At 62.5% G+C, this 26,449-nt stretch carries 28 protein-coding genes; 9 read left to right on the forward strand and 19 right to left on the reverse strand.

Going from position 1 to position 26,449, the window contains the following annotated elements; translation table 11 throughout:
* Nucleotides 1–23: 23 nt before the first annotated feature.
* Genes dsbG through dsbD form a run of 3 tightly spaced genes read right to left on the reverse strand, consistent with a single transcriptional unit; the run spans nucleotide 24 to nucleotide 3,360 of the window.
* Nucleotides 24–785: a thiol:disulfide interchange protein DsbG gene (dsbG, locus tag CEC48_RS19060; RefSeq protein WP_088425146.1), complete on the reverse strand. Its 762-nt coding sequence runs from the start codon at nucleotides 783–785 to the stop codon at nucleotides 24–26.
* Complete coding sequence (locus CEC48_RS19065) at nucleotides 761–1,630, reverse strand: TlpA disulfide reductase family protein (protein WP_088425147.1); 870 nt, start codon at nucleotides 1,628–1,630, stop codon at nucleotides 761–763. The genes dsbG and CEC48_RS19065 overlap by 25 nt, the downstream gene beginning before the upstream one ends.
* On the reverse strand, nucleotides 1,630–3,360 hold the full coding sequence (gene dsbD / locus CEC48_RS19070) for a protein-disulfide reductase DsbD (protein WP_088425148.1): 1,731 nt from the start codon (nucleotides 3,358–3,360) through the stop codon (nucleotides 1,630–1,632). The genes CEC48_RS19065 and dsbD overlap by 1 nt, the downstream gene beginning before the upstream one ends.
* 175 nt (nucleotides 3,361–3,535) lie before the next feature.
* On the opposite strand from dsbD, the gene CEC48_RS19075 reads away from it, so the two are divergent.
* The 5 genes from CEC48_RS19075 to CEC48_RS19095 all read left to right on the forward strand — a co-directional run bounded on the left by CEC48_RS19075 (nucleotide 3,536) and on the right by CEC48_RS19095 (nucleotide 8,288).
* Nucleotides 3,536–4,216: a response regulator gene (locus CEC48_RS19075; RefSeq protein WP_003209011.1), complete on the forward strand. Its 681-nt coding sequence runs from the start codon at nucleotides 3,536–3,538 to the stop codon at nucleotides 4,214–4,216.
* The gene (locus tag CEC48_RS19080; protein WP_088425149.1) at nucleotides 4,216–5,535 is read left to right on the forward strand and encodes an ATP-binding protein; all 1,320 of its coding nucleotides are present in this window, start codon (nucleotides 4,216–4,218) and stop codon (nucleotides 5,533–5,535) included. Before CEC48_RS19075 ends, CEC48_RS19080 begins: the two co-directional genes overlap by 1 nt.
* 123 nt (nucleotides 5,536–5,658) lie before the next feature.
* Nucleotides 5,659–6,432 (forward strand): N-acetylmuramoyl-L-alanine amidase, encoded by a 774-nt coding sequence (locus CEC48_RS19085; RefSeq protein ID WP_088425150.1) that lies wholly within the window; start codon nucleotides 5,659–5,661, stop codon nucleotides 6,430–6,432.
* A 150-nt stretch (nucleotides 6,433–6,582) separates the two neighbouring features.
* Nucleotides 6,583–7,983, forward strand: a complete 1,401-nt coding sequence (locus CEC48_RS19090) for an aspartate aminotransferase family protein (RefSeq protein WP_088425151.1) — start codon at nucleotides 6,583–6,585, stop codon at nucleotides 7,981–7,983.
* A gap of 80 nt (nucleotides 7,984–8,063) precedes the next feature.
* Nucleotides 8,064–8,288 carry an MbtH family protein gene (locus CEC48_RS19095; RefSeq protein WP_003209001.1) on the forward strand — a complete coding sequence of 75 codons (225 nt, stop codon included), beginning with the start codon at nucleotides 8,064–8,066 and terminating at the stop codon, nucleotides 8,286–8,288.
* A gap of 178 nt (nucleotides 8,289–8,466) precedes the next feature.
* On the opposite strand, the gene CEC48_RS19100 is transcribed toward CEC48_RS19095, so the two are convergent.
* From CEC48_RS19100 to CEC48_RS19135, 8 genes are read right to left on the reverse strand one after another with little or no spacing between them, the layout of a single operon-like run.
* A complete protein-coding gene (locus CEC48_RS19100; RefSeq protein ID WP_088425152.1) occupies nucleotides 8,467–9,414 on the reverse strand; it encodes a metal ABC transporter solute-binding protein, Zn/Mn family in 948 nt (315 codons plus the stop codon).
* Nucleotides 9,414–10,313 (reverse strand): metal ABC transporter permease, encoded by a 900-nt coding sequence (locus CEC48_RS19105; protein ID WP_029300631.1) that lies wholly within the window; start codon nucleotides 10,311–10,313, stop codon nucleotides 9,414–9,416. Before CEC48_RS19105 ends, CEC48_RS19100 begins: the two co-directional genes overlap by 1 nt.
* On the reverse strand, nucleotides 10,310–11,056 hold the full coding sequence (locus CEC48_RS19110; RefSeq protein ID WP_088425153.1) for a metal ABC transporter ATP-binding protein: 747 nt from the start codon (nucleotides 11,054–11,056) through the stop codon (nucleotides 10,310–10,312). Before CEC48_RS19110 ends, CEC48_RS19105 begins: the two co-directional genes overlap by 4 nt.
* A complete protein-coding gene (locus CEC48_RS19115; protein WP_088425154.1) occupies nucleotides 11,053–11,973 on the reverse strand; it encodes a metal ABC transporter substrate-binding protein in 921 nt (306 codons plus the stop codon). Before CEC48_RS19115 ends, CEC48_RS19110 begins: the two co-directional genes overlap by 4 nt.
* A gap of 26 nt (nucleotides 11,974–11,999) precedes the next feature.
* Nucleotides 12,000–12,560 carry a DUF6162 family protein gene (locus tag CEC48_RS19120; RefSeq protein ID WP_088425155.1) on the reverse strand — a complete coding sequence of 187 codons (561 nt, stop codon included), beginning with the start codon at nucleotides 12,558–12,560 and terminating at the stop codon, nucleotides 12,000–12,002.
* On the reverse strand, nucleotides 12,557–12,886 hold the full coding sequence (locus CEC48_RS19125) for a hypothetical protein (RefSeq protein ID WP_088425156.1): 330 nt from the start codon (nucleotides 12,884–12,886) through the stop codon (nucleotides 12,557–12,559). The genes CEC48_RS19120 and CEC48_RS19125 overlap by 4 nt, the downstream gene beginning before the upstream one ends.
* Nucleotides 12,883–13,422: a thiamine pyrophosphate-binding protein gene (locus CEC48_RS19130; RefSeq protein ID WP_088425157.1), complete on the reverse strand. Its 540-nt coding sequence runs from the start codon at nucleotides 13,420–13,422 to the stop codon at nucleotides 12,883–12,885. Before CEC48_RS19130 ends, CEC48_RS19125 begins: the two co-directional genes overlap by 4 nt.
* Complete coding sequence (locus CEC48_RS19135; protein ID WP_088425158.1) at nucleotides 13,419–14,621, reverse strand: PepSY domain-containing protein; 1,203 nt, start codon at nucleotides 14,619–14,621, stop codon at nucleotides 13,419–13,421. The genes CEC48_RS19130 and CEC48_RS19135 overlap by 4 nt, the downstream gene beginning before the upstream one ends.
* A gap of 251 nt (nucleotides 14,622–14,872) precedes the next feature.
* Between CEC48_RS19135 and leuC the strand changes: the two genes are divergently transcribed.
* Together leuC and leuD are read left to right on the forward strand one after the other, a co-directional pair.
* Nucleotides 14,873–16,294 (forward strand): 3-isopropylmalate dehydratase large subunit, encoded by a 1,422-nt coding sequence (leuC, locus tag CEC48_RS19140; protein ID WP_088425159.1) that lies wholly within the window; start codon nucleotides 14,873–14,875, stop codon nucleotides 16,292–16,294.
* Nucleotides 16,291–16,905, forward strand: coding sequence for a 3-isopropylmalate dehydratase small subunit (gene leuD, locus CEC48_RS19145; RefSeq protein ID WP_088425160.1), 615 nt, complete (start codon nucleotides 16,291–16,293; stop codon nucleotides 16,903–16,905). The genes leuC and leuD overlap by 4 nt, the downstream gene beginning before the upstream one ends.
* Before the next feature lie 128 nt (nucleotides 16,906–17,033).
* On the opposite strand, the gene CEC48_RS19150 is transcribed toward leuD, so the two are convergent.
* From CEC48_RS19150 to soxR, 4 genes are all read right to left on the reverse strand, one after another.
* The gene (locus CEC48_RS19150; protein ID WP_176438737.1) at nucleotides 17,034–17,948 is read right to left on the reverse strand and encodes a LysR substrate-binding domain-containing protein; all 915 of its coding nucleotides are present in this window, start codon (nucleotides 17,946–17,948) and stop codon (nucleotides 17,034–17,036) included.
* Nucleotides 17,949–18,122: 174 nt separating this feature from the next.
* Complete coding sequence (gene dctA, locus CEC48_RS19155; RefSeq protein ID WP_088425161.1) at nucleotides 18,123–19,427, reverse strand: C4-dicarboxylate transporter DctA; 1,305 nt, start codon at nucleotides 19,425–19,427, stop codon at nucleotides 18,123–18,125.
* Nucleotides 19,428–19,525: 98 nt separating this feature from the next.
* On the reverse strand, nucleotides 19,526–20,401 hold the full coding sequence (locus tag CEC48_RS19160; RefSeq protein WP_088425162.1) for an alpha/beta fold hydrolase: 876 nt from the start codon (nucleotides 20,399–20,401) through the stop codon (nucleotides 19,526–19,528).
* A gap of 125 nt (nucleotides 20,402–20,526) precedes the next feature.
* Nucleotides 20,527–20,967, reverse strand: a complete 441-nt coding sequence (soxR, locus tag CEC48_RS19165; protein ID WP_088425163.1) for a redox-sensitive transcriptional activator SoxR — start codon at nucleotides 20,965–20,967, stop codon at nucleotides 20,527–20,529.
* A 90-nt stretch (nucleotides 20,968–21,057) separates the two neighbouring features.
* Between soxR and CEC48_RS19170 the strand changes: the two genes are divergently transcribed.
* Nucleotides 21,058–21,420: an antibiotic biosynthesis monooxygenase gene (locus CEC48_RS19170; protein WP_176438738.1), complete on the forward strand. Its 363-nt coding sequence runs from the start codon at nucleotides 21,058–21,060 to the stop codon at nucleotides 21,418–21,420.
* Here CEC48_RS19170 and CEC48_RS19175 read toward each other — a convergent pair.
* From CEC48_RS19175 to msuE, 4 genes are all read right to left on the reverse strand, one after another.
* Entirely contained in the window at nucleotides 21,412–22,515 is a 1,104-nt protein-coding gene (locus CEC48_RS19175) for a sigma-54-dependent Fis family transcriptional regulator (RefSeq protein ID WP_003210127.1), read from the reverse strand. The two genes, CEC48_RS19170 and CEC48_RS19175, sit on opposite strands and share 9 nt — an antisense overlap.
* 11 nt (nucleotides 22,516–22,526) lie before the next feature.
* Nucleotides 22,527–23,714 carry an acyl-CoA dehydrogenase family protein gene (locus tag CEC48_RS19180; RefSeq protein WP_088425165.1) on the reverse strand — a complete coding sequence of 396 codons (1,188 nt, stop codon included), beginning with the start codon at nucleotides 23,712–23,714 and terminating at the stop codon, nucleotides 22,527–22,529.
* A 169-nt stretch (nucleotides 23,715–23,883) separates the two neighbouring features.
* Complete coding sequence (gene ssuD, locus CEC48_RS19185; protein WP_088425166.1) at nucleotides 23,884–25,029, reverse strand: FMNH2-dependent alkanesulfonate monooxygenase; 1,146 nt, start codon at nucleotides 25,027–25,029, stop codon at nucleotides 23,884–23,886.
* A 9-nt stretch (nucleotides 25,030–25,038) separates the two neighbouring features.
* On the reverse strand, nucleotides 25,039–25,602 hold the full coding sequence (gene msuE / locus CEC48_RS19190) for an FMN reductase (RefSeq protein WP_088425167.1): 564 nt from the start codon (nucleotides 25,600–25,602) through the stop codon (nucleotides 25,039–25,041).
* A 397-nt stretch (nucleotides 25,603–25,999) separates the two neighbouring features.
* Between msuE and CEC48_RS19195 the strand changes: the two genes are divergently transcribed.
* Nucleotides 26,000–26,269 (forward strand): hypothetical protein, encoded by a 270-nt coding sequence (locus tag CEC48_RS19195; protein ID WP_088425178.1) that lies wholly within the window; start codon nucleotides 26,000–26,002, stop codon nucleotides 26,267–26,269.
* Nucleotides 26,270–26,449: the final 180 nt, after the last annotated feature.

Genomic DNA, 26,449 nt, shown 5'->3' on the forward strand with positions numbered 1-26,449 from the left:
AATTTTCGGAGGCCTTTTCCTGTTTATTTCGGGCCGAGAATCTTCACCAACTTATCCGGCGACGGCGCCCCTTGCTGTTGCTGCAACCCACCCTTGTCATCCAGATAGAAAATCGCCGGCGTCGCCGACAACTCCAGCTCATCCATCAACTTCATATTGGCATCCAGCTTGGCCTGGATATCTGCCGGGATCTTCTCCAGCGGCTGCAACTTGCTGCCTTTACCGGCTGACTCATGAGCCTCAAGAGCCTGCTGCTGGTCCTTGGCTGCAAACAGCGCGGCCGACTTGCCCGGGCTGTCCTCACGAATAATCCCCACCATGATATGCCGCAACTGCACCTTGCCCGACTTCACCCACGGCCGCGCCTGTTCCCAGAACATATTGCAGTACGGGCAGTTCGGATCGCTGAACAGATACACGATACGCGGCGCATCCTTGTTGCCGTCCTGAATCCAGTTGCTGTGTTCCATCTTGGCCCAGACTTCCTTGGCCATCGGCGCATACACGAGCTTTTCTAGTGGCGCGGTGCTCAAGTCATTGCCGTCGGCATCGTACAGGTTGCCGGCGATCACACTTTTGCCATCGGCCGTCAGGTATAGCGCCATGCCACGGTTCTGGTACTGCGCCGCATAACCCGTGAGACCGCTGGGCGCATCGAACTTGCCGATGATCTTGGCGCCCTTGGCCTCGATGTTCTTGATCGGCGCCGGCCAGTCTTCGGCCTGGACGAGCGTAGCAGCCAGTGTCAGGGGCAAGAGGGTCAGCAGGTGGCGGAGGCGGAGCATGGCGAATTCCTTGTGGTAGCCGGATGGGCAGTGGGGGCGGCTGTCGGTTCGAAGCGCTCCATGGCGCGGGCCAGGCTGGCCTGGGACAGTTCGCCCAGGTGGCTGTTGATCAGGCGACCGTCAGGCTGATAAAACAGCGTGGTGGGCAAGGCCATCGACCCGACGGCCTGGCCGAGTCGGCCGCTGGCGTCGAATAGCACGTTGTCCAGGTTCAGGCCCTGGGTCGCCAGGTAGGTGCTGACGCTTTGCATGCTTTCGGCCTGGTTGACGAACAGGAAGGTCACGTCCGGGCGCTGGCGCTGGGCGCTTTCCAGTACCGGCATTTCGCGACGGCACGGCGGGCACCAGGTGGCCCATAGATTGATCACCAGCGGGCCGCCCTTGTAGTCGGCCAGTTGCACGGTTTCGCCATTGGCGTTGCGCAGGGTGATGTCTGGCAGATGGGTGCCTTTTTCGTAGAGGGTCAGGGACAGGCTGGTCAAGGCCCAGAATGCCAGGCCGGTGATCACGCCGGCGCTCAGTGGCTTGCGCAACAGCGGGCGGCGCCAACCGTAGATCAAGGCGCCGAGGACCAGCGCGATAACGCCGGGCCAGGCGAGAAAGCCGCCGTCACGCAGGTCTACGATTTGCAGCGGGTCATTTTTATAGTACGCCCAGTACATCAGCACGAAGCTGACGCGTGCGGCGAGCATGCCCAGAAGAAACAACGTGAACAGCACCGACTCCGGGTTCTCGCCGCCGCGCTTGGCCACGCGCCAACCCACCAGGGTGGCGAGGATCAACGCCGTGATCAGCAGCAAGTGATTCAGGGCGATGGCGAAGGTGCCGATGGTCAGTGTCAGCATCAGAGGGCTTCCCGGGTCAGGTTCCAGCGTTGCAGGAATGCCTCTGCGTCGACTTCGCCGGTGATGCGCTGGGCGCGGCGCTCTTCACCGTTGGGGCCGATCCAGACAAAGCTCGGCGGCCCCGGGACTTTGTAGCGGCCCAGCAGCTCGCGGCTGGCGGCGTTGTCGGCGGTCACGTCGAGGCGCAGCAGGCGTACGTCCTTGAGGGCGTCCAGTACTTCGGGTTTGGCGAATACCTGTTTCTCCATGATTTTGCACGACACGCACCAGTCAGCGTAGTAGTCCACCAGCACCCATTGGCCCTGCGCTTTGGCGCTGTCGAGCTGGCTTCGCAGCACGGCCGGGTCATTGATGGTCATGAAGGCTTCGTGGGCCGTGGGTGCACCGGCAACCCGCGAGCCGCTGTAGACCTTCAGCGGTTGCCACGGGTCGTCGCTGCCGCCGGCCGCGCCGATCACCAGTACGCTGCCCCAAAGGCCCAGTACCAGCGAGCCGGCACCAAACAGCATGGCGGTACGCCCGAAATCGTGGGCCAGGCGCCAACCGCAATAGGCCATGACCAGCGCCAGCACACCCCACAAGCCGAGCCACAGGGTTTCGCCTACAACCGGGCGAATCATCAGCACGGCGGTGGCGAGGAACAGGAAGCCGAAGATGCCCTTGAGGATGTTCATCCAGGTGCCGGGCTTGGGCAGGAAACGGTTGCCCACGGTCACCAGTAGCAACAGCGGCACGCCGATGCCGATGCCCATGGCAAACAGGATCAGGCCGCCGTGCAGGGCATTGCCGCTTTGGGCGATGTAGAGCAGGGCGCCGGCCAGGGGCGCGGTCATGCACGGCCCCACCAGCAAACCGGACAAGGCGCCGAGCACGCCGGCACCCATTAGGCTGCCGCCGCTTTGTTGGCGGCTGACGTTGTCGAGGCGGTCGCGCAGGAAGGTCGGCAGTTGCAGCTCAAAAAAGCCGAACATCGGCAGGGCGAGGATCACAAACAATGCCGCGAAGCTGCCGAGGATCCACGGCGTTTGCAACAGGGCAGCGAGGTTGCCGCCGAGCAGCGCGGCCAATACGCCGAGCGCGGCATACACCAGCGCCATGCACACCACGTAGCTGGCGGCCAGGGCAAAGCCGCGCCGTGGGCTGGCGCCGCTGCCTACGACAAGGCCGGCGAGGATCGGCAACATCGGCAGGGAACAAGGAGCAAAGGCCAACAGCAGGCCCAGGCCGAAAAACACCAGCAGGCTCCATCCCAGGCTGCGCTGTTGCAGGCCGCTGGCCAGGCTTTGGTCCTGGGCCTGGCCGGTAGCAGCCACGGCAGGGTTACCGCCAAGGTCCACGGTGATCGATTGCGGCGGGTAGCACAGGCCTGCATCAGCGCAACCCTGCCAGCCGAGCTTGACCTGGCCGGTGGCGCCGGCAGGAATCTTCACTTCCAGGCCTTGGCGATAAACCTGCTGCTCGCCGAAGAACTCGTCGCTATGGGCTTCGCCCTGGGGCAATGTCGGCTTTTCGGCCAGGCCATCGAATTTCATGCGCTGCTGGTACAGGTAATAACCGTCGGCAATCTGCCAATACAGCTGGGTTTCGCCGGAGGCCAGACGCTCGGAGGTAAAGGTGAAGGCGTTGCCTACCGGGAGGAAATCAGGTTTGGTCTCGAAAGGATTGCTGCCAGGCGCGGCCTGGGCAAATCCAGCAAACAATACCAGCAGGAAAATAAACAGATGCCGCATGATCAAGCCTTAGTTCGAAGCAAGTGGGACACACAATGTGTGGCGTTGATTAACCGATGATTAACCGGGCTATCCTAGAAAGGAGGGATTATCCGGGTTTACGCGCGCTGGCGGCATAATGCGCGCTTAATCCGCTGCCTTTTTAATTGGCCTCACATTTTGCAAAGGGTTCACCATGCACGTACTGGTCTGTGAAGACGACGAACTGATCGCCAGCGGCATTGTTGCCGGGCTCAGCGCCCAAGGGCTGACCGTCGAGCGCGTCGGCACTGCCGCCGCTGCCCGGGCGATGCTCAAGGTGGCGGAATTCGACGTGATGGTACTCGACCTCGGCCTGCCGGATGAAGACGGCTTGAAGCTGTTGCAGCAATTGCGCAGCCAGGGCCTGGAAATTCCGGTGCTGATCCTTACCGCGCGGGATTCGGTAACCAACCGCGTCGACGGCCTGCAGGCCGGTGCCGACGATTACCTGCTCAAGCCCTTCGACCTGCGTGAACTCGCCGCGCGCCTGCACACCCTGCTTCGCCGGGTGGCCGGGCGCAGCGTCAACCTGATCGAACACGGGCGCCTGACCTACAACCCCAGCAGCCGCGAAACGTTACTGGGCGGTGAGTCGGTAGACCTGTCCCGCCGCGAGCAGGCGCTGTTGCAAGCCTTGCTGCAAAACCGTGGCCGGGTGCTGTCCAGCGAGCAGCTCAAAGACAGCGTCTACGGGCTGAACGACGAGCTGGAAAGCAACGCCCTCAACGTGCACATCCACCACCTGCGGCGCAAACTCGGCAACGGCATCGTCGAAACCGTGCGCGGCCTGGGCTATCGCCTGGGCCCGGCTGACGGTGGAGAGGACGCTTCGTGATGAGCCTGCGCCTGCGGCTGACCTTCAAGCTCGGCGCAGCCTTCGTGCTGATCTGGGCACTGGCCGCCGCGTGGATGCTCAACGACCTGCGCAACCAGATGATGTTTTCCCTGGACCAGCGCCTGGTGGCGTCGGCGCGCATGGTCGCCGGGCTAATGGAGCAGATGCCGGGCTTGTCCAGCACGGGCGAGGGCGCGCATTTCAGCGCCGAACAATTGAATGTGCCGGGTGGCATGGCGTGCCAGGTCAGCTCCTTGCGCGGGGTGATTCTTGCCCGCAGCCACACCACCCCGGACCAGGGCCTGGAGTCGCGCAAGAGCGGTTTTCGCGACCAGATGATTGATGGTGTGGGCTGGCGCAGCTTCACCCTGTCCCGTGGCGATTTGTTTATCACCACCGCCGACCGGCAGGTGGAGCGTGAAGCCTTGAACCTGTCGATCCTGCTGGCTGCTTCGGTACCGGTGGGCGTGGCGCTGTTGGGCTGCCTGTGCCTGTTGTGGCTGGGGATCGGCCAAAGCCTGTTGCCGCTCAACCGCATGCGTGACGCCCTGATGCGCCGCAGTGCCGACTCCCTCGAGCCCTTGCAGATCAGCCCGCTGCCCAGCGAACTCAAGCCGCTGCTCGATACCCAGAACCAGCTGCTGCAGCGCATCGCCAAGACCATCGAGCGCGAACGCCGCCTGACCGGCGACGCCGCCCACGAACTGCGCAGCCCGCTGACGGCAATCAAGACCCACTTGCAAGTGGCGCGCATGACCGAAGGCGCCGCCCGTGACCAGTCCCTGGCCCATGCCGAGGAGGGCGCCGACCGCTTGCACCGCACCCTTGAGCAGCTATTGCTGTTGGCGCGGGTCGAAGGCAGCCTGTCGTTTGATGACGGCCTGCAATCGAGCGCCCAGCAAGTAGCACAACTGGCGATTCAGGATGCCAATGGCGGCGACAATCAGCGCATTGACCTGATCCTGGCGGACGACCTCTCCGACAAACCGGTGGAAATGCCGGTTGGCCTGGCCGTCGCCGCCTTGCGCAACCTGCTGGACAACGCCCTGCGCCACACACCGGCCGATACCCGGGTGGAGCTGAGTGTGTCCAGTGCTGGCGAGAACGTGGTGTTTCGGGTGCGTGACCACGGCGCGCCGATTTCCAGCGAAGACTTGCAACACCTGACCCAGCGCTTCTGGCGCAATGGCAACAGCCCCGGTTGCGGCTTGGGGCTCGCGATTGTCCAGGCGATCGTGCAGCGCTGCTCGTGCTCGCTGAAATTCGACAGCCAGGCTGATGGCCTGCGCGTCGACCTGGGCATGCCGTTGCGCCGCTGAAACCTTCTTTTCATGGCACAAATAACTACCGCCATCTTCAAGCGCAACGCTTCAGGATGGCGGTCATTTTTTTGTGTTTGAACGGGCTGAATGACTCAGCCTGTGTTGAAAAGGACAGCGCCCATGTTGGTTATCGATTCCACTTATCCCGCAAAAGACTTTAACGAGCGCAATGGCGAAGCCGTGCGCCAGGTGATTGTGCATTACACCGCCGCGCCCTTTGCCTCCTCCTTGCATACCCTCACCTGTGACGGTGTCAGCGCCCACTATTTGCTGGCCGATCCCCGTGACCCGAGCTATCACGCCGCCGGCTACGACGAGCTGCGGGTATTGCGCCTGGTGGACGAGGCGCAACGTGCCTGGCATGCCGGCGTCAGCCATTGGGCCGGGCGCGACAACCTCAATAGCCGCTCCATCGGCATTGAAATCGTCAATCAGGCCCGGGATGACGCCGGTGTGTTTACCTTTCCCGCGTATGGAGTGGAGCAGATCGACGTATTGATTGCCCTGGTTCGTGACATTCAGGGGCGTTACCCGGCGATCGGCCCTACCGATATCCTTGGGCATTCGGACATTGCCTATTGGCGCAAGAGTGATCCGGGGCCGAGTTTGCCGTGGCGTTGCCTGTTCGAGGCGGGCGTGGGTGCCTGGTATGAGGAGGCGGCCAAGACGGCCTATCAACGCCGGTTCGACATTGGCCTGCCGCCAGAGGTTGAAGTCGAACGGGCGTTTCAGCGCTACGGTTATGCGCCGGCGAAAAATCGCCTGGGTTTTCAGCAGCGTGTCCGCGCGTTCCAGATGCATTTTCGTCCCTGTGAATACAGAGGGCGGCTGGATGCAGAGACCTGCGCGATCCTGTATGCGTTGAATGAAAAATACACGGGGGTTGCCGGGTAAATCCGCTAAAGCTGTTTTTAACGACCACAGGTGTAAATCCTCCCCTCGCTGATGCGTTTCCAGAACAGGAAATCCGTGCGCTGCCCTTGGGCCAGACGCTAACGGGTTGGCAGTTTGGTCACCATCATCAGCGTATTGAGGGATCGAGAGATGTCAGTCGCTACCAGCCGTATTGAAGAGACCCAGGCGGTCCCTGCGGAAACGCTCTACCAGTTCGATGAAACCCCGCTGCTGGCCCGTCAGCGCCAGCAGGAATCCAATGCCCGCAGCTATCCACGGCGCATTCCCCTGGCGCTCAAGCGTGCCCGCGGGATCTACGTCGAGGACGTCGAAGGCCGCAGCTTTATCGATTGCCTGGCCGGCGCCGGCACCCTGGCGCTGGGGCACAACCACCCGGTGGTGATCGAGGCGATTCGCCAAGTGCTGAGCGATGAATTGCCATTGCACACCCTGGACCTGACCACGCCGGTCAAGGATCAATTCGTGCAGGACCTGTTCGGCCTGCTGCCGCCGGCGCTGGCGCGGGAAGCCAAGATCCAGTTCTGCGGGCCCACCGGTACCGACGCGGTGGAAGCCGCGTTGAAACTGGTGCGTACCGCCACCGGGCGCAGCACCGTGTTGTCGTTCCAGGGTGGTTATCACGGCATGAGCCAGGGCGCGCTGAGCCTGATGGGCAGCCTGGGGCCGAAAAAGCCACTGGGTGCCTTGCTCGGCAATGGCGTGCAATTCCTGCCATTCCCTTACGACTACCGTTGCCCGTTCGGGCTCGGCGGGGCACAAGGGGTCAAGGTCAACCTGCACTACCTGGAAAACCTGCTCAACGATCCCGAGGCCGGTGTGTTGCTGCCGGCGGCGGTGATTGTTGAGGTGGTGCAAGGCGAGGGTGGCGTTATCCCGGCCGACCTCGACTGGCTGCGCGGCCTGCGGCGCATTACCGAACAAGCTGGCGTGGCGTTGATCGTCGACGAAATCCAGAGCGGCTTTGGCCGTACCGGCAAGATGTTTGCCTTTGAACATGCCGGCATCATCCCGGACGTGGTGGTGCTGTCCAAGGCCATCGGCGGCAGTCTGCCACTGGCCGTGGTGGTGTATCGCGACTGGCTGGACACCTGGCTGCCGGGTGCCCATGCCGGGACCTTCCGTGGCAATCAGATGGCCATGGCGGCGGGGTCGGCGGTGATGCGCTACCTCAAGGACCACGATGTGCCCGCTCATGCGGCGGCCATGGGCGAGCGGCTCGGTGAGCACCTGCGCATCCTTCAGCGTGACTTCCCGCAGTTGGGAGACATTCGTGGCCGTGGGCTGATGCTCGGTGTGGAGCTGGTGGACCCCGCAGGTGCACCCGATACCCAAGGCCACCCGCCGGTGCATCGTCAGTTGGCGCCGCTGGTGCAGCGTGAGTGCCTAAAGCGCGGGCTGATTCTTGAGCTGGGCGGGCGCCATGGCAGCGTCGTGCGTTTCTTGCCACCGCTGGTGATCACCGCCGCAGAAATCGACCGCGTGGCCGAGATTTTTGGTCGTGCCCTGGCGGCAGCCGTCGCCAGCCTCTAATTTTTTACCGGGCTGGCACGTTCCTTCTTACATCAGCTGTGCGTGGTGCGCAGCCAGCCTTACACCGACGGAGAACAGCAATGACCTCAGTATTCGACCGCGAAGACATCCTGTTTCAGGTAGTGGTCAACCATGAAGAACAATATTCCATCTGGCCGGACTATAAGGCTGTGCCGGAAGGCTGGCGCACCGTGGGCAAAAGCGGGATGAAGAAAGAGTGCCTGGCCTACATCGAAGAGGTGTGGACCGATATGCGCCCGCTGAGCCTGCGCCAGAAGATGGACAGCCAGGCGCTTGCGGGCTGATCCAGACCTCGGGCATAACATAGATCCAAATGTGGGGGCTTGCTGTGGTGAGCGGGCTTGCCCCGCGTTGGGCTGCGAAGCAGCCCCATCAATCTGTGGTGAACCCGACGGGGGACAAGCCCCCTCACCACAGCAAGCCCGCTCCCACATTTACTGTGTTTTGCCTGTAAGCGAAGAGTTACAGCGCCTTGATCACCTGATCTACGTTGCCCTCCAGCTCCGCCACCGGGTCTGCGCCATCGGTGCCCAGCACCAGCAGCTTCGCCCCGCCTGCCGTGACTGCTGCCTGTACCGCATCGCTTGGTTGGCGATGATGCAGCACCACCGCCACCTCATTCTCCTTCAAGCCCGCACTCAGTTGCTGCAACGCTTCGGGCGTCCAGTCTGTATCCGCGCGCGCATCGGTGCTGACCAGTTCCAAATTCAAACCGCTGATCAGGTAACCAAAGTGATCGCTCAGGCTGACCACCGTCAGGTTGTCGGCCTTGGCCAGCCGCGCCTCGCTGTCGGCAGTGAGCTTGAGCAGGCGTTGCTTGAGGCCGGCCAGGTTGGCTTCGATCTGCGGCTTGGCCTCGGGTGCCAGGCGGCTCAGGTCGGCGGCCATCACATCAGCCATGCGCCCCATGTTGTTGCTGGATTGCCACGGTTGACTGTTGAGGCCATCGGTGGCGCCCGGTTGCACCGCAATCCCCGGCAAGCCACCATCCACGGGGCGCGCCGCGTCGACTTCAACGATACGGATATTGCTGCGCCTGGCCACCGGATACAGCGGGTCGTCCGGCCATAACGAGCGCAAGCCGATGGCCGCGTCGGCGTCCAGGGCCAAAGTGTTCAGCGCCTGCGCACCGCGCCCGGTGAAATAGGCAACTTGCCGCGAGCCAGGCAGGTTGGCCGGTGCGGCGCGTTCAAGCTGCACGTCGGTGCCTTTGAGCAGCACCTGCGCCAAGCCATAAGTAATCGGCAGCGCGGCGAGTACGTTCACCGGTTTTGTCGCGTGGGCCTTGTTCAAGGCGGCGTGTCCGATGCCTTGGTTGGCGGTGATCTGCAACGGCTTGACGCCGTCGGCAGCGAGCGCCGGTGTGGCAATGGCCAGGGCCAAAAGCAGGGGTCGAAAAATCGGGCGCATTATCCAAGATTCCCTTTCAGGCTGGGGACCGTGCCGCGAGCAATGGCGGCGAGGGCGAAGGCGATACCGGCGACCAGAATGATTGCGGCACCGGACGGAATCGGCAGGTCAAAGATGATTGGCAGCAGGATCCCGCACAGGGTGCTGACGGTGGCGATCACCACCGAGATCCAGAAGAAGCCCTTGAGCGATTGGCTCAACAGGCGCGCGGCGGCGGCCGGAATCACCAGCAACGCACCCACCAGGATCGCGCCGATCACCTTGACTGCAGCAACGGTGATCAGCGTCACCAGGATCACAAACAGATAATCCAGGGTCTTCACCGCCACCCCGCGCACCGCGGCCAATTGCGGGTTGAAACTGGCGAGCATGATGCGGTTGTACAGCGGCAAGGCCAGGGCCATCACCAGCGAGCCGACAATCGCCAGCACCAGCAGGTCGTTGCCGTTCACCGTCAGTACCGAGCCGAACAGTACGTTTTCGAGGATGTGCACGTTGATCTTGCCCGCCAGAATCAGCAGCAGGCTTGCGCCCAGGGCCAGGGACACCGACAGGAACACCCCGATCAGTGTGTCGGGTGCCAGCCCCGTGCGGTTGCGCAGGTAGTTGAGCAGGATGCCGAACAGCAGGCAGTAGCCGAACAGGCTGCCGTAAGGCCCGGTGTACGGTTCGCCCAGCAGAATGCCCACGGCCACGCCGGTCAGCGCGGCATGGCCCACGGCTTCGGAAAAGAACGCAAAGCGCTTGACCACCACCAGGGTGCCCAAGCCGCCCAGTACCGGGCCAATCAGCAGCCCGGCGAGCAGCGCGTTGACCACAAATCCATAGGCCAGCGCTTCCGGCAAATACCCGGAAGACGCCCAGCCCTGGACCATCAAGCGAAAGGCTTCGTAGCTCATAAGGCCGGGCTCCGTGGGTGGGTGGAGAACAGGGTCAGCAGGCGGTCCGGGGTCAGCGCTTCCTTGGGCGTGGCGTCGAACAGCACGCGGCGGTTCAGGCCGGTGACGCGATCAGCCAGGCGGCCGACGGCTTCCAGGTCATGTTCGATCCACAGCACGGTGATTCCCGCCTGGCGCCAGTCGTTCAGCAGCCGCTCGAACACCTGGATACCGGCTTCATCCAGCGCCGACATCGGTTCGTCCAGCACCAGCAATTGCGGTGCCGGGATCAAGCCCTGGGCGAGCAGCACTCGCTGGCGTTCACCGCCCGACAGCGCGCCCATCCGCCGTTTGCGCTTGTCCTGCATGCCGACCCGCTCCAGCGCCTCGCCAATCGCGGCGGCGTAATGCTTGGACAGACCGAGAAACGCCGGACGCCGCTGGCACATCGCGGCCATGAAGTCGTCGACGGTCATCGGCAAGCCCCGGTCGAACTCCAGCGCCTGGGGCACATAGCCGATGGTGCCGGGTGCGTCGGGCCAGTGCAGGCTCAGTTGGCCCTGGTGCGGCGTTTGCCCCAACAGGGTCTTGATCAACGAGCTTTTGCCGCCGCCATTCGGGCCCACCAGCGCGTGGATGCTGCCGGGCTGCACCTGGAAACTCACCGCGTCGAGGATCACCGTACGGCCCAGGGTCAGCGCCACGTTATTGAAGTCGAGGGTCGGGCCAACGCTGGCCACGCTCAAGTGTTCCGCCGCTGTCATGCCCCGGACTCCTGAATCGCCCGCACCACGGTGTTGAGATTGCCGGTCATTTCCACTTCGTACTTTTGCGCGCTGTAGTCGCCATAGGAAATGTGCGACAGCGGGTACAGCTTCACCCCGGATTCACGCTGGATGGTGTCGACGTAGCTGGACGGAAAGTCCATCTCCGAGAAGATCACTTTCACGTCCAGCTCCCGCAGTTGGTCGATGGTTTTCTTCAACTGGCTGGGGCTCGGCTCGATCCCGTGGGCCGGCTCCACCACGGCGGTAACTTCCAGGCCGAATTCCCGCAGCAGGTAGTCGTAAGCGGCGTGCACGGTCGCTACCCGCAGGTCCGGGTTGGGCGCGCTGGTGAGCTTGGCCAGGGCGTCGGCGCGCATCTGGCGCAGGCGCTTGCCGTAGGCGCGGGCGTTCTGGGTGTAGGTCTTGGCGTTGTCCGGGTCGAGCTTGCCCAGTTCCCGGGCGATGTTGTTGACCTGGGCAATGGACGCGCTGATGGACAGGAACGTGTGCGGGTTGACCACCTTGCCGGCACCGCGCGCGGCGTTGCCGGTGGCGGCCAGCAGCGGCACGTTGGCGTTGGCTTCGATCACCGGGATGCCGGGGCGCTCGCTGGTGGCGATCATGCGGTCGGCGAAATCGTCATGGCCGACGCCGTTAAGCACGATCACATCGAGGGTGCCGATGCGCTTGATGTCTTCGGCGCGGGGCTCGTAGGCGTGGGGGTTGAAGCCAGCCGGGATCAGCGGGACGACTTCAGCTTTGTCACCCACGATATTGGCCACGTAGCTGTAATACGGGTGCAGGGTAATGCCGATGCGCAGGCGTTTGGCAGGGTCGGCGCTGGCCATTGGTGCCAGCAGCAAAGTGAACAAACCTGCGAGCACCAGGCGTAATAATGGAGATGAAATAGACATGGTTTTCTCTCGGCTACAGCGTGAATTCAATGACGATGCTGGCGGGTGACACCGGCATCGAATTGCGCGACCACCTGCTGCCAGCCCGCGTTAATCAGCGCTTGGTCAGTGAGGTCGGTAGGAACCGCCAGATGGGCGCTGCGGTTGAGCCAGATATCCGGCTCGGCGCCACTGATGCGCATCAGCAGTGAACCGCTGAGGTCCGGTGTCTGGCTCAGGCCCACATAGGCCGCGTCCAGCAACTGCCAGCGGTGGTCGCCACGGCTCACCGAACTGGCGTCCTGGGCGAAGGGCGCAAAGCCTTCTTCGGCCAGTTGCGCAGGCGTCGGCAGGGCGCTGTGTTCCTCTTGCAGCAAGTTGATTTCATCCAGGGTCACCCGCAGGTCGGCGTAAATGCCTTGCTCGGCGGCGCTGAGGTCGCGCCGGGCGTCCAGTTGGTGGCTGGGCACGGCCGCGATCTCCTGGCGTTCACCGCGCAAGGCCACCACCGTTCCGGCAACGGCGAGGATGATCAGGCACAGCAGCAGGACATACAGGGTTTCGTGCCCGGCACCGGCCGGGCGCACGACTTGGGTTGTACGGCTCATTGGGGCTGGATATCCGCTTGGTCGATTTCCACAACGTGGCCGGGGCCGGCATCAAACAGTACGTAGAACTCGGCGGACGGTTTCTTGAAGGTCAGCTTGGAGTCTTCGCCCAGCTTGCCGGGCACCAGGATCGTTTCGTCGTAGCCGATCACGTCCAGGGTCACGCCCGGTGCGCCGCTGCCATCGGAGAAGCCGCCGGTGCACTGGATCTGCTCGCCGGCGATTTCCTTGCATTCGCACATCGGGTTGTGGGCGAGGGTAACGGTACTGAAACCGGCGCCGAGGATCAGCGCGCCACAGGTGCGGGCCAGTTGTTGCAACGTCATGGTTTTACTCCTCGTGTGTTCAGCCAGGCGATAGTGGCCGGCGATGCCTGGCTCAAGGGAATGGAGGCCTGGTGCATGGTGCCGTCCCAGCCTTCCATGGTGATCCACAGTTCGGCGTCCAGTGGCGTGCGTTCAGGAATCGGCAGCGCAGCACCCATGCGGTACGGGGTGCCGAAGAAAATCACTCCGGCAGCCCGCAGGCTGCGGGGCTTGCCGATGCGCAGGTAGGTCGCCTTGACCTGATCGGTGCAGGCGGTGCACAGGGCGGCATTGAAGGATTTCATCGGGCCCGCCGGGTCGGGGCGCGGAGGCTCATTACGCAATTCGGCGAGCTTCAGGCTCCAGGGGCCGACCTGCACGTCGCCGATCTCCCGTTCACCCAGGCCGCTGTCACCGCGAAACAGCGCCGCGTCGGCAAAGTACTTGGGCATGAAGCCCAGGGGCACCAGCAACAGCAGGATATTGATGTGGAAGCGCCATTTGAGCCAGAAGGCCCGCAGGGGCGAGGGCGGTTGAACCGTCATGGCTTTGTTCATTGGTTGACCTGCGTGGTTTCAGCCTGCAAGGCGGGAAGCCGCGCCGGTTGCCGGGGCGCTTTGGTGCTGCGCTTGAGGGCGTTGAGGGTGGCCAGGGCCGTGCGTTTGGTCCAGATCAGCAGGCCGCTCAAGACCATCATGCTCAGCACCAGGCCGAAGAAGGCCCAGATCAGCTTGATCCAGATCCCGCCGAAATCCCCGGTGTGCAGCGGGCGCATGGATTCGGTGACGAACTCCAGGGCCGAGCGGTCGGACAGCAGGTGCGAAGCGGCGATTTCGCCGTTGTAGGGGTTGATTTGGGCCGTCTGGAACATCAGCGGGTACCAGCCACGCCCGCCAATAAGCAGGTGGCTGTAGGCGTTGCTTGGCAGGCTCACAAAGCTGGCCTCAAGCCCCGGAATACGCTGGGTGGCGATGCTGATCGCCTCGTCCAGCGGAATCTTGGGCGCGGGTACGCCTGGGGCGGACATCGGCACTTTGTCGCGGGCAATCGCCGGGACGATCGGCTCGCTGGAAATAGTGATCTGGTTATCGCCCAGGATCGCCTGGATCAGGAACCAGGTGCCGGTGATGGAAATCACCGCGATAAACCAGATTGACCAGATGCCGCTCAACCGGTGGAAGTCGCCCCAGAAGATCCGCGCGCCATGGTTGAAGCGCAGGGTCGGCTTGAAGAAACCTTTCCAGAAGCGTTTGTAGACCACCAGACCCGTGACCAGCGAGGCCAGCAACGGCAAGCCCAGCAGTGACACCAGGTACCAGCCCCAGCTAAAGCCGTTGGTGAAGGGCACCAGCCACCAGCCATGCAGGGCGCGGGTAAATTGTTTGAAGTTGAATGACGGGCTGATGCCCTGGATCACCCCGGTGTAAGGGTTCACGTAAACCTCCAGCGAGCGCCCGTCGGGGTAGCTGAGGTCGGCGCTGAGGGCGAAGTGCGACTCGTCCGGACGGCTCAGGGACTCGACAATCACCTGTGGTTCGGCGCGCTTGATGGCGCCGATCACCTGGTCGTAGGTGAGCGGTTCGGCATCGTCCGACGGCTTGCTGGCGCGGATGTCCGGGTTGGCCAGCCAGACGATTTCCTGGCTGACCACCGCCAGGGTGCCGGTGACACAGACGATCAGCACAAAGAACCAGATGGGCAATGCCAGCCAGCTGTGCACGAGAAACCAGAGTTTTGAGCGCGACTTCTTCGACATGTGAATGAGGGTCTTGATCGGAGGGAGGCGGTAAAGGCCCGGAAAACGCCGCCCGTAGCTTTTGCTGACGCGAGCGGCTGTATCTAAGTTAAGACGGATGAGAAACGCAAAACCCTAAGGCGGATATGAAAGGAAATGTTTCAGATACTCATTCATGCAACACGAAACATGTTCCGAGTCATCACCAAGGCGGGATTGATGGGGCGGGGGCGCTGCCTATGATGGAGTCATACCGTTGAGCGAGCCCAATAATGACTTCTGCCAGAACCCTCTACGACAAACACATCGACTCCCACACGGTGTGCCGCCTGGATGACCAGGGCCATGTGCTGCTGTACATCGACCGCCAGGTGATCAACGAATACACCAGCCCGCAAGCCTTCAGCGGCTTGCGCGAAGCGGGCCGTGGCGTATGGCGCCCCGGCACCGCGCTGGCGGTGGTCGACCACGTGAACCCGACCACGCCCAAGCGCATCGCGGCCATGCCAGATGCCGGCGGCGCGCGCCAAGTGTCGTACCTGGCGGAAAACTGCCGGGACTTCGGCATTGAGCTGCTGGACATCCTCGACAAGCGCCAGGGCATCGAACACGTGATCGCCCCCGAGCAGGGCTTTATCCTGCCGGGCATGGTGATTGCCGCTGGCGACAGCCACACCACCACGTATGGCGCGTTGGGCGCGTTCGGCTTTGGCATCGGCACATCGGAAATCGAGCATTTGCTGGCCTCGCAAACCCTGGTCTACAAACGCCTGAAAAGCATGCGTGTGACGGTGGACGGCGCGTTGGCCCACGGCCTGACTTCAAAAGACGTGATCATGGCGCTGATCGGCAAGATCGGCGCTTCGGGCGCTACCGGCTACGCCATTGAGTTTCGCGGTTCCACCATCGATGCCCTGAGCGTCGAGGCCCGCATGACCATCTGCAACATGGCGGTGGAAGCGGGCGCACGCGGTGCCTTTATGGCGCCGGATGAAAAAGTCTTCGCCTACCTCAAGGGCAAACCCCGCGCGCCGAAGGGCGAGTTGTGGGAGCGCGCGCTGGTGGGCTGGCGCCAACTGCACTCGGATGCCGACGCGGTGTTCGACCTCGAAGTGCAACTGGACGCCACCGCCCTGGAACCGATGGTCACCTGGGGCACCAGCCCTGACCAGGCGGCGCCCATCGGTGCCCGCGTGCCGGACCCGCAAGACGTCAGCGACCTGATCCTGCGCCAGGACATGCGCCGCGCCCTGAACTACATGGGCCTGGAAGCCGGCATGCCGCTGAGCGAAATTGTCATCAGCCATGCGTTTATCGGTTCCTGCACCAATGCACGCATCGAAGACCTGCGCGACGCCGCCAGCGTGGTGCGCGGCAAGCACGTGGCCGACCATGTACGGGCGATGATCGTGCCGGGCTCCACCGAGGTGCGTGACCAGGCCGAAGCCGAAGGCCTCGCCGCGATCTTTATCGACGCCGGGTTTGAATGGCGCCAGTCGGGCTGCTCGATGTGCCTGGCGATGAACGACGATGTGCTGGAGCCGGGCGACCGTTGCGCCTCCAGCACCAACCGCAACTTCGAAGGCCGCCAGGGCGCGGGTGCACGCACGCACCTGATGAGCCCGGCCATGGTCGCCGCCGCCGCCATTACCGGCCGCCTGACCGACATTCGCCACTTTGGAGACCGCACATGAGCCTGCAACCCTTCACCCGGGTCACCGGCAAGGCTGCGCCGATGCTGGCGGCCAATATCGACACTGACGTGATCATGCCCAAGCAGTTTCTTAAAGGTATCGATCGCAACGGGCTGGATCGCGGGTTGTTCTTTGACCTGCGCTTTTTGCCCTCGGGCGAGCCCAACCCGCAATTCGTGCTGAACCAGCCGGCCTGGCAGGGTGCGAGCTTTATGGTGGTGGGGCCGAACTTCGGCTGTGGATCCAGCCGGGAGCATGCGGTGTGGGGCTTGAAGCAGATGGGCATTCGGGCGCTGATCGGCAGCAGCTTTGCCGGGATTTTTTATGACAACTGCCAGCGTAATGGGGTGTTGTTGATTACCTTGGAGGAGGCGGTGTTGCAGCGGCTGGGGCAGACGGTGAGCCAGCCTGAGCAGGCGCAGATCAGCGTGGACCTTGAGGCGCAGGAGATTCGGTTGGCGGACGGGCAGGTGATTGCGTTTCAGATAGACATGTTACGCAAGACTGCGTTGTTGCTGGGGTTGGATGCCATCGGTACTACGTTGCAGCGCAGTGAGCAGATCAAGGCGTTTGAACGTGAGCATCTGGATGCCAATCCTTGGCTGGGGTGATAGGCCTGTTGTTGCTTGACTGTGATGATTGAGGGGACATATCCGTTGCTGCGGTAACGGCTTCCTATGGTTCCGCTTTTACAGCGGGTCACTTTGCAAAAGCGGCAAATGTACCCAAGGCCCGGGCGTCAGATCGACAACCCCTTGAAATGCTCCTGCAAAAACTCCACACACGCCCGCAACTTCCCGGAGTACGCCAAGCGCGTCGGGTACACCGCCCACACATTGGCGCTCTGGGTGTAATCGTGCAGCACCTGCACCAGTTTCCCTTGCTCCAACAGCGGCTTCACATCCCACATCGAACGCAGCAACACCCCACGTCCATCAAGCGCCCATTGCAAAACAATCTCGCCATTGTTGGACGACAACGGCCCGCGCACACGCACGCTGTCCTGCACGCCATCGCGCTCCAGGTGCCAGATGCCAAAGGCGTTGTCGCGCTCCTTGAGCACCAGGCAGTCGTGCTGTTCCAGGTCGTTCAACTGCTGCGGCGTGCCACAACGTTCAAGATAGGCGGGCGCAGCACACAGCACCCGGCGATTACTCACCAGCCGACGGCCGATGTGCTGGCCAGGGATGTCATCACCCACGCGGATTTCCAAGTCAAACCCCTCGCTGACGATATCCACCACCCGATCAAACAGGTCCAGACGAATCTCCAGGTCCGGGTACTGCTCGGCCAAAAGCGACAGGGCCGGCGCCACATGGTTACGGCCGAAACCGAAGCTGCTGCACAAATGCAAATGGCCGCGGGGGCTGTCGTGGGCGTCGGACAACTCGTCGGAAAGCTGCTGGAAATCCTCGAGAATACGCACGGCCCAGCGCTGCACCCGCTCACCGTCTTCGGTCAGGGCGATACGGCGACTGGTGCGGTGCAGCAGGCGGGTGGCGAGGGTGGTTTCGAGAATCTGGATACGCTTGCTGACATAGGCCGGGGACAACCCCAGTTCATCGGCAGCCGCAGCAAAGCCGGCCTTGCGGATCACGGTCAGGAATACCCGCAGGTCTTCAGGTAGAGGCACGGTATCTTTCTTATTAGTCATCAGAAACAGGCGTGGCGGGATGAGCCGCCAGAATAGCACCGGTGTGGCGAGGGAGCTTGCTGTGGCGAGGGAGCTTGCTCCCGCTGGAGTGCGCAGCGCTCCCATCTTTTTTTGGGCCGATGCGCAGCCCCGCGGGAGCAAGCTCCCTCGCCACAGGGGATTGGTACTTAAGGTTTACTCGGCGGTGATCTTCGCCTGCGCAGCGGCCCGCGCATGGCGGCCATGCTTGAGGGCGATGGGGGCCATCTTCTCGCGGTCCAGTTCACCTTCCCAGGCGGCCACCACCAGCGCGGCCACGGCATTGCCGATGATATTGGTCAGCGAACGGCACTCGGCCATGAAACGGTCGACACCCAGGATCAGCACCATAGCAGCCACCGGCACCGTGGGCACCACCGCGAGGCTGGCGGCCAGCGCGACAAAGCCTGCGCCTACCACTGCACCGGCGCCTTTGGAGGTGAGCATCGCCACCGCCAGTAGGGTCAGCTGTTGTTCCAGCGTCAGGTCGATATTGGTCGCCTGGGCCAGGAACAGCACCGCCAGCGTCATATAGATGTTGGTGCCGTCCAGGTTGAAGGTGTAGCCGGTAGGCACCACGATGCCCACCACGCCTTTTGAAGCGCCGAGGCTTTCGAGTTTCTGGATCAGTTGCGGCAGGGCCGATTCGGATGAACTGGTTCCCAGCACGATCAACAGTTCGGCCTTGATGTACGTCAGCAGTTTGAAGATGCTGAAACCGACATACCGCGCGATGCTGCCCAGCACCACGGCCACGAAGAAAAACGCCGTGACGTAGAACGTGCCCACCAGTTTCAACAGCGGCAGCAGAGAACCCAGGCCGTATTTACCGATGGTGAAGGCGATCGCCCCAAAGGCACCGATCGGCGCCACGCGGCTGATCATCCCGACGATGCGGAAGAACACTTCGCTGGCCTGGTTGATCACGCCTACCAAGGGGCGGCCCTTCTCGCCGATCATCACCAGCCCGAGGCCAAACAGCACCGACACGAACAGTACCGGGAGGATTTCGCCTTTGGAGAAGGCGTCGAAGAAGGTGGTCGGGATCACATGCATCAGGAACCCGGTGACGCCTTCACCGTGTTCGGCCTGGCCGACAAAACCGGCGATGGCCGAGGTGTCGAGGGTCTTCACATCGATGTTGAAACCCACGCCCGGGTGCAACAGGTGCGCGGCGACGATGCCGATTACCAGGGCGATGCTGGAGACAATCTCGAAATACAGCAGCGCCTTGCCGCCCACGCGACCCACCTGCTTCACGTCGTGCATGCTGGTGATGCCGGAGACCACGGTGCAGAAGATGATCGGGCCGATGATCATCTTGATCAGCTTGATAAAACCGTCGCCCAACGGCTTGAGGTCGATGCCCACCTGGGGCCAGTGGTTGCCGATCAACACGCCCAGCACAATGGCGATGATCACCTGCACATACAGGGTTCCCAGCAGTTTTCTGATTGTCATTTTTATTATCTCGAGACGTTTTTTGGGCAAGCAGGTCCCGTCGCAGGCTTTTTCAAGCCTGCGGGACGGGATCGATCAGATCAGCGGTTTATAAAGGCTCAGCGAAGGAAGGTCAGGACTTCGCCCAGCAACAGTTCAGGCGCTTCTTCAGCGATGTAGTGGCCGGCCGGCAGGGCCTTGCCACGTACGTCGGTAGCCACTTTTTGCCATTCCTTGAGGGGTTCGAAGCAGCGCCCGACGGTGCCTTCGGCGCCCCACATCACCAGCAACGGCAGGTTCAGGTGGTTGCCTTTGTCGAGGTCGGCGCGGTCGTGCTCAAGGTCGATACCGGCGGCAGCGCGGTAGTCTTCGCAGATGCCGGTGGCGGTGCCGGGCAGTTTCAGGCAGCGCAGGTATTCGGCGAAGGCTTCATCGGTGAACGGCTTGAGGCCGGCACTGCGGCTGCCCATGACGCTGCGCAGGTACAGTTCCGGGTTGCCTTCGATCAGGCTCTCGGGCAACGGCGCCGGGCGGATCAGGAAGAACCAGTGCCAGTAGGCGCGGGCGAAGGCTTCGTCGGTCTGGGCGTACATCGAAAGCGTCGGCGCGATGTCCAGCAGCACCATGCGCTGAACGGCCTTGGGGTGATCCAGGGCCAGGCGATGGGCGACGCGGGCGCCACGGTCGTGGGCCAGCACCGAGAACTCCTCAAAGCCCAGGGCCTTCATCAACTCGACGCCGTCGCGGGCCATTTCGCGTTTGGAGTAGTTGGTGTGGTGGTCATTGGCGGCGGGCTTGCTGCTGTCGCCGTAACCGCGCAGGTCGGCGGCGACCACGGTGAAGTGTTCGGCCAGTTGCTCGGCGACCTTGTGCCAGATGACGTGGGTCTGCGGGTGCCCGTGCAGCAGGAGCAGGCCGGGACCTGCGCCACCTTTGCGGTAGCTGATGTCCACGCCGTTGACGTGGCGCTGGTCTTTTTGGAATCCGGCGAACATGGAATGACTCCTTGTGATGATTGCCTGCATCCTGGAATCACACGGCGCCTGGGGCAAGGGGGGAAACGTGGAGGGGTTGTTCATGAAGTGTGTTGAAGCCGACGGGCTTTCTGTTGCGAGGGGCTCTAGCCTGGCTCCAGCAATTGCGCGCCGGGCCCGCGCTCACCGAGGATGTCATCCTGATTGCGCAACGGGCACGCCTCCAGCGACAAACACCCGCAGCCAATGCAGCCACTGAGTTTGTCCCGCAGCAGCATCAGCTTGTCGATGCGCTGGTCCAGGTCCTCACGCCACAGTGCAGACAGGCGTTCCCAGTCGGCAGCAGTGGGCGTGCGGCCATCGGGCAAGGTTTGCAGTGCCTCGTGGATCGTCGCCAGGGGAATGCCCAAACGTTGGGCAATCTTGATCACCACCACCCGGCGCAACACATCCCGGGGGTAGCGTCGTTGATTGCCGGCATTGCGATTACTTTTGATCAAACCCTTGGTTTCGTAGAAGTGCAGCGCGGTGACTGCCACGCCGCTGCGGGCCGCCAATTGGCCGACGGTAAGTTCTTTGGTGACCATGAAAAAGCCCTTGACCTTGACTTAACTAGAGGTTTTACCCTGCGTGGCATCGAATCGCAAGATTGTGCCTACAGTGAGAGGGGAATGTTCATGCAGGTATCAGAGAAGGGTCTGAGTTTTACCCAGATGGTCGAGTTCCAGATCGAACCTCAGCAGCAATCCGCACTGGTGGCGGCCCTGTCATCCCAAAGCGAGCGTTTGGCCCAGCGCCATGGCGGCTTTATCAATGCCAGCGTGCAGGTCAGCGATGATGGACGCCGGGTGCTCAGCTACCTGCAATGGCGCTCTCGCGAGGATGGTGAGGCAGCCTTCAAGTGTTTTGAGCACGGTGAGGAAGATTTCTGGACACTGATCCGCGCCCACCAGGCCACGGCGGTGACCTTCGGTTCGTTCCAGGTGCTGCGCAGCATCGAGCGCAGCCATGACAACGCCTTGCAGTGCCGCCTAAATTGACAGGTGCAGCATGCGCTCGCCCTGCACGTTTTCGCCGGGTCGCCGCTTATTCACGGCCAGCTCACCGATCTTGATCAAACGGGTACGTGTCACATTGCGGCTCAGGCCCAGCAGATTGGCAGTGTGCACCTGGTTGTAATGGCTGAAGCGGTAGGCGGCGCGCAGCAACGCATCCTCGACCTTTTCATGCAGGGCGCCGGCCTGTTCCTCGAAGAGTTTTTGAAAGGCTCGCTCCAGCAGGGCTTCGGCGCTGTTGTCGGTGCCGTGCTGGCTGTCGTCCTGACGCTCGATGCGCATGTTCGACAGGCGCAGGTCGTCGCGCTCGATCACGCCGTTGCGGCAGATCAGCAGGGTGTGGTGGATGACGTTTTCAAGCTCGCGGATGTTGCCCGGCCAGCTGTAGCTTTTGAGTTTCTGCTCGGCCTCGCGGCTGATGGTGATTGGCCCGTAACCCAGGCGCTGGCTATAGGCTTCGATGAAATGCCGGGTCAGCGGCAGGATGTCGCCGGGCCGATCGCGCAGTGGGCTCAGCTCCAGGCTGACCACGTCGAGGCGGTAGTACAAATCCTCGCGGAAATGCCCGGCGTTGATGGCTTTTTCCAACTGAACGTTGGTGGCCGCCAATACCCGCACGTCGATGGGAATGCTTTTGCGTGAGCCCAGGCGCACCACTTCGCGTTCCTGGAGCACCCGCAGCAGCTTGACCTGAATCGCCATCGGCAAATCGCCGATTTCATCGAGGAACAAGGTGCCGCCGTCGGCCTCTTCGAACCAGCCGGCCTTGGCGCTGAGGGCGCCAGTGAAAGCGCCTTTTTCATGGCCGAACAGCTCGGCTTCCACCAGGGATTCGGAAAACGCGCCGCAGTTGACCGCCACGAATGGCCGGTTGCGCCGCGCGCTGAGGTTATGGATATGGCGCGCCACCAGCTCTTTACCGGTGCCGGTTTCGCCGATGATCAGCACGCTGGCTTCGCTCGGCGCGACTTGCTGGATGTGCGCCAGCAACGCCTGGGATTTCGGGTCTTCGAAGACCTGGGCGGTGGCGCGGATCGAGGTCGCAAGGGCGGGCGAGGGCGGTAAGGTTAAAAGCTGCATGGGCACCTCTTCTAGGAGTAGAACGTGGGAATCGGCAGGGACTGGTTCAACGCCCAGTCCCCCAGTTCGTGGAGTTTGTAGTCCACCGGGTCGTGCAAGGTTTGGGTGCGCAGGTTGCGCCAGTGCCGGTCCAGGCGCAGGGACGCATGGGTGGAGCGCGCGCCGGTGACTTCGAACAGCCGGCTGCACAGTTCCAGGCCGTTGCGGGTGGCGGCGACCTTGGCCGTGGCGATGGCGATGGCCAGTTCGCCGCGTTCGCTTTCGCTGAGGCTTGGGCCTTTGGCCCAGGCCTGGTCCAGCAGTTCGGCGGCACGTTCCACCAGCAGGCGCACGCCTTGCAGCGCGACCCAGAATTCGCCGTAGTGGCTGAGCACGTACGGGTCCTGGCGAATGTCCTGCACCGTGGATTTATACCAGGGCCGGGTTTCGGTCAGGGTGTAATTACGGGCTTCGGCAAAGGCGCCTTCGGCGATGCCAAGGAACATGTGGGTGAAGGTCAGTTGGGCGATCAGCGGGCGCAGGCAGGCGAAGGGCGTGCTCAGCGGGCCCGGGTCGAGGAGCAGTTCCGACTCTTCCACGCGTACCCGTTCGAAGCTGGCGCTGCCGCTGTCGGTCTGGCGCTGGCCGATATTGTTCCAGTCGTTGTGCAAGGTGATGCCGCTGCGCCCGCTGGGGATGGCCGCGATCAGCAGCTTGCCGCCGGCGCTTTCGTCCACCGCCGAGGCGATCAGCATTTCCGAGTCGCTGGCGCCCGAGCAGAAGCTTTTCTTGCCGGAAAATTCGCGCCAGCCGCCGAAGCCCTTGACCACCGTGCGCGTGTCCAACGGGTTGAGGGCGTTGCCCCAGAACCAGTTTTTGCGCGCGGTTTGTTCGAACCAGGGTTGCCATTGCTCCGGGCGGGAGAACAGCCGCACGGTGGCGAGCATCAGGTGATGAAAGCCGAAGACGTGTGCGATGGAGCTGTCGACCTTGGCGAATTCGCGCACGATCTCCAGGGTTTCGCTCCAGCGGGCGCCGAGGCCGCCATATTGGGTGGGAATGCTCAGGGCCAGCAGGCCGCTTTGGCGCAGGGCGTCACGTTCGGTTTTCGGTGTGCCGCCGCGCTCGTCACGTTCGACGGCGGTGAGGGCGAATTCGGCGGCCAGCAGTTTGGCGGTCTGCAAGGGTGAGGGCAGGACGCTGTTGGGTTTGGCTGTCACGCGGGGATTCCTCAAGTGGGGGCAAAAGCCGAGTGCTGTGTAAGCAACAACGAGATCCAATGTGGGAGCGGGCTTGCTCGCGAATGCGGTGTGTCGTCACCGAATTTGTTTCTGAGCCACCGCATTCGCGAGCAAGCCCGGCTCCCACATAAAGCAGATCTCAGCGGCCTCAGGCCTTGGCGGTTGCCGGCAGGACGTCGTTGGCAATCATTTCGCCGAACGGTCCGGTGAGGTTGGTGACGCCGCGCCCGGCCAGGCTGGCGTAGGGTTCCGGCAGTAGCGGGAACACCAACTCGGCAAAGCGATACGCCTCTTCGAGGTGCGGGTAGCCGGAGAAGATGAAGCTTTCGATGCCCAGGTCTGCGTATTCCTTGATCCGCTCGGCGACTTGCTGAGGGTTGCCCACCAAAGCGGTGCCCGCGCCGCCACGTACCAGGCCGACGCCGGCCCACAGGTTGGGGGCGATTTCCAGGTTGTCGCGACGCCCGTCGTGCAACGCAGCCATGCGGCGCTGGCCTTCGGAGTCAAAGCGCGAGAAGGATTTTTGCGCGGCGGCGATGGTTTCGTCGCTGATGTGTTCGATCAGCTTGGCCGCGGCTTTCCAGGCGTCCTCTTCGGTTTCGCGCACGATCACATGCAGGCGAATCCCGAACTTGACGGTGCGGCCATGGCGCGCGGCGCGCTCACGCACGTCGGCGAGTTTTTCGGCGACGGCGGCCGGTGGTTCGCCCCAGGTCAGGTACACGTCTACCTGTTCGGCGGCGAGGTCGTGGGCAGCGTCGGAGGAGCCGCCGAAGTACAGCGGTGGATAAGGCTTCTGCACCGGTGGGTAAAGTGCCTTGGCGTTTTGCACACGCAGGTGTTTGCCTTCAAAGTCCACCGATTCGCCCTGCAACACGCGGCGCCAGATCTTGAGGAATTCGTCGGTCACTTCGTAGCGTTCGCTGTGATCGAGGAAGCTACCGTCGCCGCGGTTTTCGTCGGGGTCGCCGCCGGTTACTACGTTGATCAGCAGGCGGCCATTGGACAGCCTGTCCAGAGTCGCGGCCATACGTGCGGAGACGGTTGGCGAAATGATCCCCGGGCGAATCGCCACCAGGTAACGCAGGCGTTCGGTCAACGGCACCAGCGCCGAAGCGATCACCCAGGAGTCTTCGCAGGAGCGGCCGGTAGGGATCAGCACGCCGTGGTAGCCGAGGTTGTCTGCGGCTTGGGCGACTTGTTTCAAATAGTTGAGGGTGACCGGGCGAGCGCCTTGGGTGGTGCCCAGGTAGTGGCCGTCACCGTGCGTAGGCAGAAACCAGAAAACATCCATGACAAATCCTTAAGCGATTTTCAGCAGAGAGGTGGGATGCGCGGCAAACAACGGCGCGGCGCGTTCTGCAGCAAGGCGAATGCGGGCCTTCAAGGGCTCACTGGTTATTTGGTAATCGGTGAAATCGGCCTCGGTGGCGTACACGCCAATCGGCAAGGTCAGGGCCTGGAAGAAACTGAACAGTGGGCGCAGCTGGTGATCGAGTACCAGGGCGTGGCGTTCGCTGCCGCCGGTGGCCGCCAGCAACACCGGGGTGTTGATCAGGGCGTTGAGGTCGACCAGGTCGAACAGGTGCTTGAGCAGGCCCGGGTAGGAGCCGCGATACACCGGGGCGGCGACGATCAGCAGGTCGGCCTGTTCGATGGCTTGCAGTTGCGCTTCGACGTCGGCGGGCAGTTCCTGGCGGGACAGTGCTCCGCCCAGCGGCCGGGCAATGTCGCCCAATTCAATCAGGGTGGTCTGAATCGGCAATTGATTGGCCAGTTCGGCCAGCACCGCCTGGGTCAACACCAGGGTGCGGGACGGGCGCCAGGTTCCGCCGGAGAGAGCAACGACATTCAGTGGACGGGTCATCAACAGTTCCTTTTTCAACAGTGGCTCAGGGCAAGAGCAGTAGCAGGGCTTGAGCAAGAGCTGTACCAAACTGCGCAGCCTTTGACTGGCGCGGCGTCTGGGCCATGTGTTGGAAAATGGCGGTGTTGCCTGCCTGGTGTTTTGTTGAATGACTGTTGCCGGAGCAACAGTTGCCAGGCGAACAGTGGCGTGAGCGTTGAGGACATTTATAGAGGGTTGTATTTATTCCGTAAATGAACGTATTTCCATATTTATAGATCCATATGGAATATATGGTGCGACTATCGAGGGTGTCGCAAAGGTTGATAGCGACTATCACGGCTGATGATTTTTCACCGTGCAGGGGCGGGAGTAGCCTGTGCTCATTGACTTCAACCCGTTTCGCAGGACCTTCGCCATGAACCGTTTTCTCGCCATTTCCGTATTGCTTGTCACCTCTGTCCTTGCCGGTTGTGCGACACATTCGTCGCCTGAATTGCGTGGCTATTCGGCCGAGGAGAGCAAGGAGCTGGCGCTGGAAGCCCTGAGCCGTCGAGGCCTGTCGTTTGATGAATACCAACAGAAGAGAGCCGAACTGACCGGCCAGCCACAGAAAACCTTTGGTTTTGACCGTCAGGGCGAAATGAATGCCGAGCGCGGCGTGACGCTGCACGGTCGCCCCAGTTGAGCCAGTGGTCAGGTCTGAAAAGCCCGAGGTTTCCCACAGGAACCTCGGGCTTTTTGTTTGCCATCCGTTTCCCGGAGCCTGTTAAGCTGAATTTCAGGAGCGTTCCTACGCACTTTTAAATAAAGTGGTCTTTCTTTAACGGCACGGGATCAGGTAAACCTTCTTCCTTTCTGATCGCTG

Origin of the sequence: Pseudomonas sp. K2I15 (assembly GCF_002204795.1) — a bacterium.
In the GTDB taxonomy this organism is placed as follows: domain Bacteria; phylum Pseudomonadota; class Gammaproteobacteria; order Pseudomonadales; family Pseudomonadaceae; genus Aquipseudomonas.

Coding starts and splice junctions, on each gene's coding strand:
- dsbG (WP_088425146.1), bottom strand. CDS start 785: ATGCTCCGCCTCCGCCACCTGCTGACCCTCTTGCCCCTGACACTGGCT.
- CEC48_RS19065 (WP_088425147.1), bottom strand. CDS start 1,630: ATGCTGACACTGACCATCGGCACCTTCGCCATCGCCCTGAATCACTTG.
- dsbD (WP_088425148.1), bottom strand. CDS start 3,360: ATGCGGCATCTGTTTATTTTCCTGCTGGTATTGTTTGCTGGATTTGCC.
- CEC48_RS19075 (WP_003209011.1), top strand. CDS start 3,536: ATGCACGTACTGGTCTGTGAAGACGACGAACTGATCGCCAGCGGCATT.
- CEC48_RS19080 (WP_088425149.1), top strand. CDS start 4,216: ATGAGCCTGCGCCTGCGGCTGACCTTCAAGCTCGGCGCAGCCTTCGTG.
- CEC48_RS19085 (WP_088425150.1), top strand. CDS start 5,659: ATGTTGGTTATCGATTCCACTTATCCCGCAAAAGACTTTAACGAGCGC.
- CEC48_RS19090 (WP_088425151.1), top strand. CDS start 6,583: ATGTCAGTCGCTACCAGCCGTATTGAAGAGACCCAGGCGGTCCCTGCG.
- CEC48_RS19095 (WP_003209001.1), top strand. CDS start 8,064: ATGACCTCAGTATTCGACCGCGAAGACATCCTGTTTCAGGTAGTGGTC.
- CEC48_RS19100 (WP_088425152.1), bottom strand. CDS start 9,414: ATGCGCCCGATTTTTCGACCCCTGCTTTTGGCCCTGGCCATTGCCACA.
- CEC48_RS19105 (WP_029300631.1), bottom strand. CDS start 10,313: ATGAGCTACGAAGCCTTTCGCTTGATGGTCCAGGGCTGGGCGTCTTCC.
- CEC48_RS19110 (WP_088425153.1), bottom strand. CDS start 11,056: ATGACAGCGGCGGAACACTTGAGCGTGGCCAGCGTTGGCCCGACCCTC.
- CEC48_RS19115 (WP_088425154.1), bottom strand. CDS start 11,973: ATGTCTATTTCATCTCCATTATTACGCCTGGTGCTCGCAGGTTTGTTC.
- CEC48_RS19120 (WP_088425155.1), bottom strand. CDS start 12,560: ATGAGCCGTACAACCCAAGTCGTGCGCCCGGCCGGTGCCGGGCACGAA.
- CEC48_RS19125 (WP_088425156.1), bottom strand. CDS start 12,886: ATGACGTTGCAACAACTGGCCCGCACCTGTGGCGCGCTGATCCTCGGC.
- CEC48_RS19130 (WP_088425157.1), bottom strand. CDS start 13,422: ATGAACAAAGCCATGACGGTTCAACCGCCCTCGCCCCTGCGGGCCTTC.
- CEC48_RS19135 (WP_088425158.1), bottom strand. CDS start 14,621: ATGTCGAAGAAGTCGCGCTCAAAACTCTGGTTTCTCGTGCACAGCTGG.
- leuC (WP_088425159.1), top strand. CDS start 14,873: ATGACTTCTGCCAGAACCCTCTACGACAAACACATCGACTCCCACACG.
- leuD (WP_088425160.1), top strand. CDS start 16,291: ATGAGCCTGCAACCCTTCACCCGGGTCACCGGCAAGGCTGCGCCGATG.
- CEC48_RS19150 (WP_176438737.1), bottom strand. CDS start 17,948: ATGACTAATAAGAAAGATACCGTGCCTCTACCTGAAGACCTGCGGGTA.
- dctA (WP_088425161.1), bottom strand. CDS start 19,427: ATGACAATCAGAAAACTGCTGGGAACCCTGTATGTGCAGGTGATCATC.
- CEC48_RS19160 (WP_088425162.1), bottom strand. CDS start 20,401: ATGTTCGCCGGATTCCAAAAAGACCAGCGCCACGTCAACGGCGTGGAC.
- soxR (WP_088425163.1), bottom strand. CDS start 20,967: ATGGTCACCAAAGAACTTACCGTCGGCCAATTGGCGGCCCGCAGCGGC.
- CEC48_RS19170 (WP_176438738.1), top strand. CDS start 21,058: ATGCAGGTATCAGAGAAGGGTCTGAGTTTTACCCAGATGGTCGAGTTC.
- CEC48_RS19175 (WP_003210127.1), bottom strand. CDS start 22,515: ATGCAGCTTTTAACCTTACCGCCCTCGCCCGCCCTTGCGACCTCGATC.
- ssuD (WP_088425166.1), bottom strand. CDS start 25,029: ATGGATGTTTTCTGGTTTCTGCCTACGCACGGTGACGGCCACTACCTG.
- msuE (WP_088425167.1), bottom strand. CDS start 25,602: ATGACCCGTCCACTGAATGTCGTTGCTCTCTCCGGCGGAACCTGGCGC.
- CEC48_RS19195 (WP_088425178.1), top strand. CDS start 26,000: ATGAACCGTTTTCTCGCCATTTCCGTATTGCTTGTCACCTCTGTCCTT.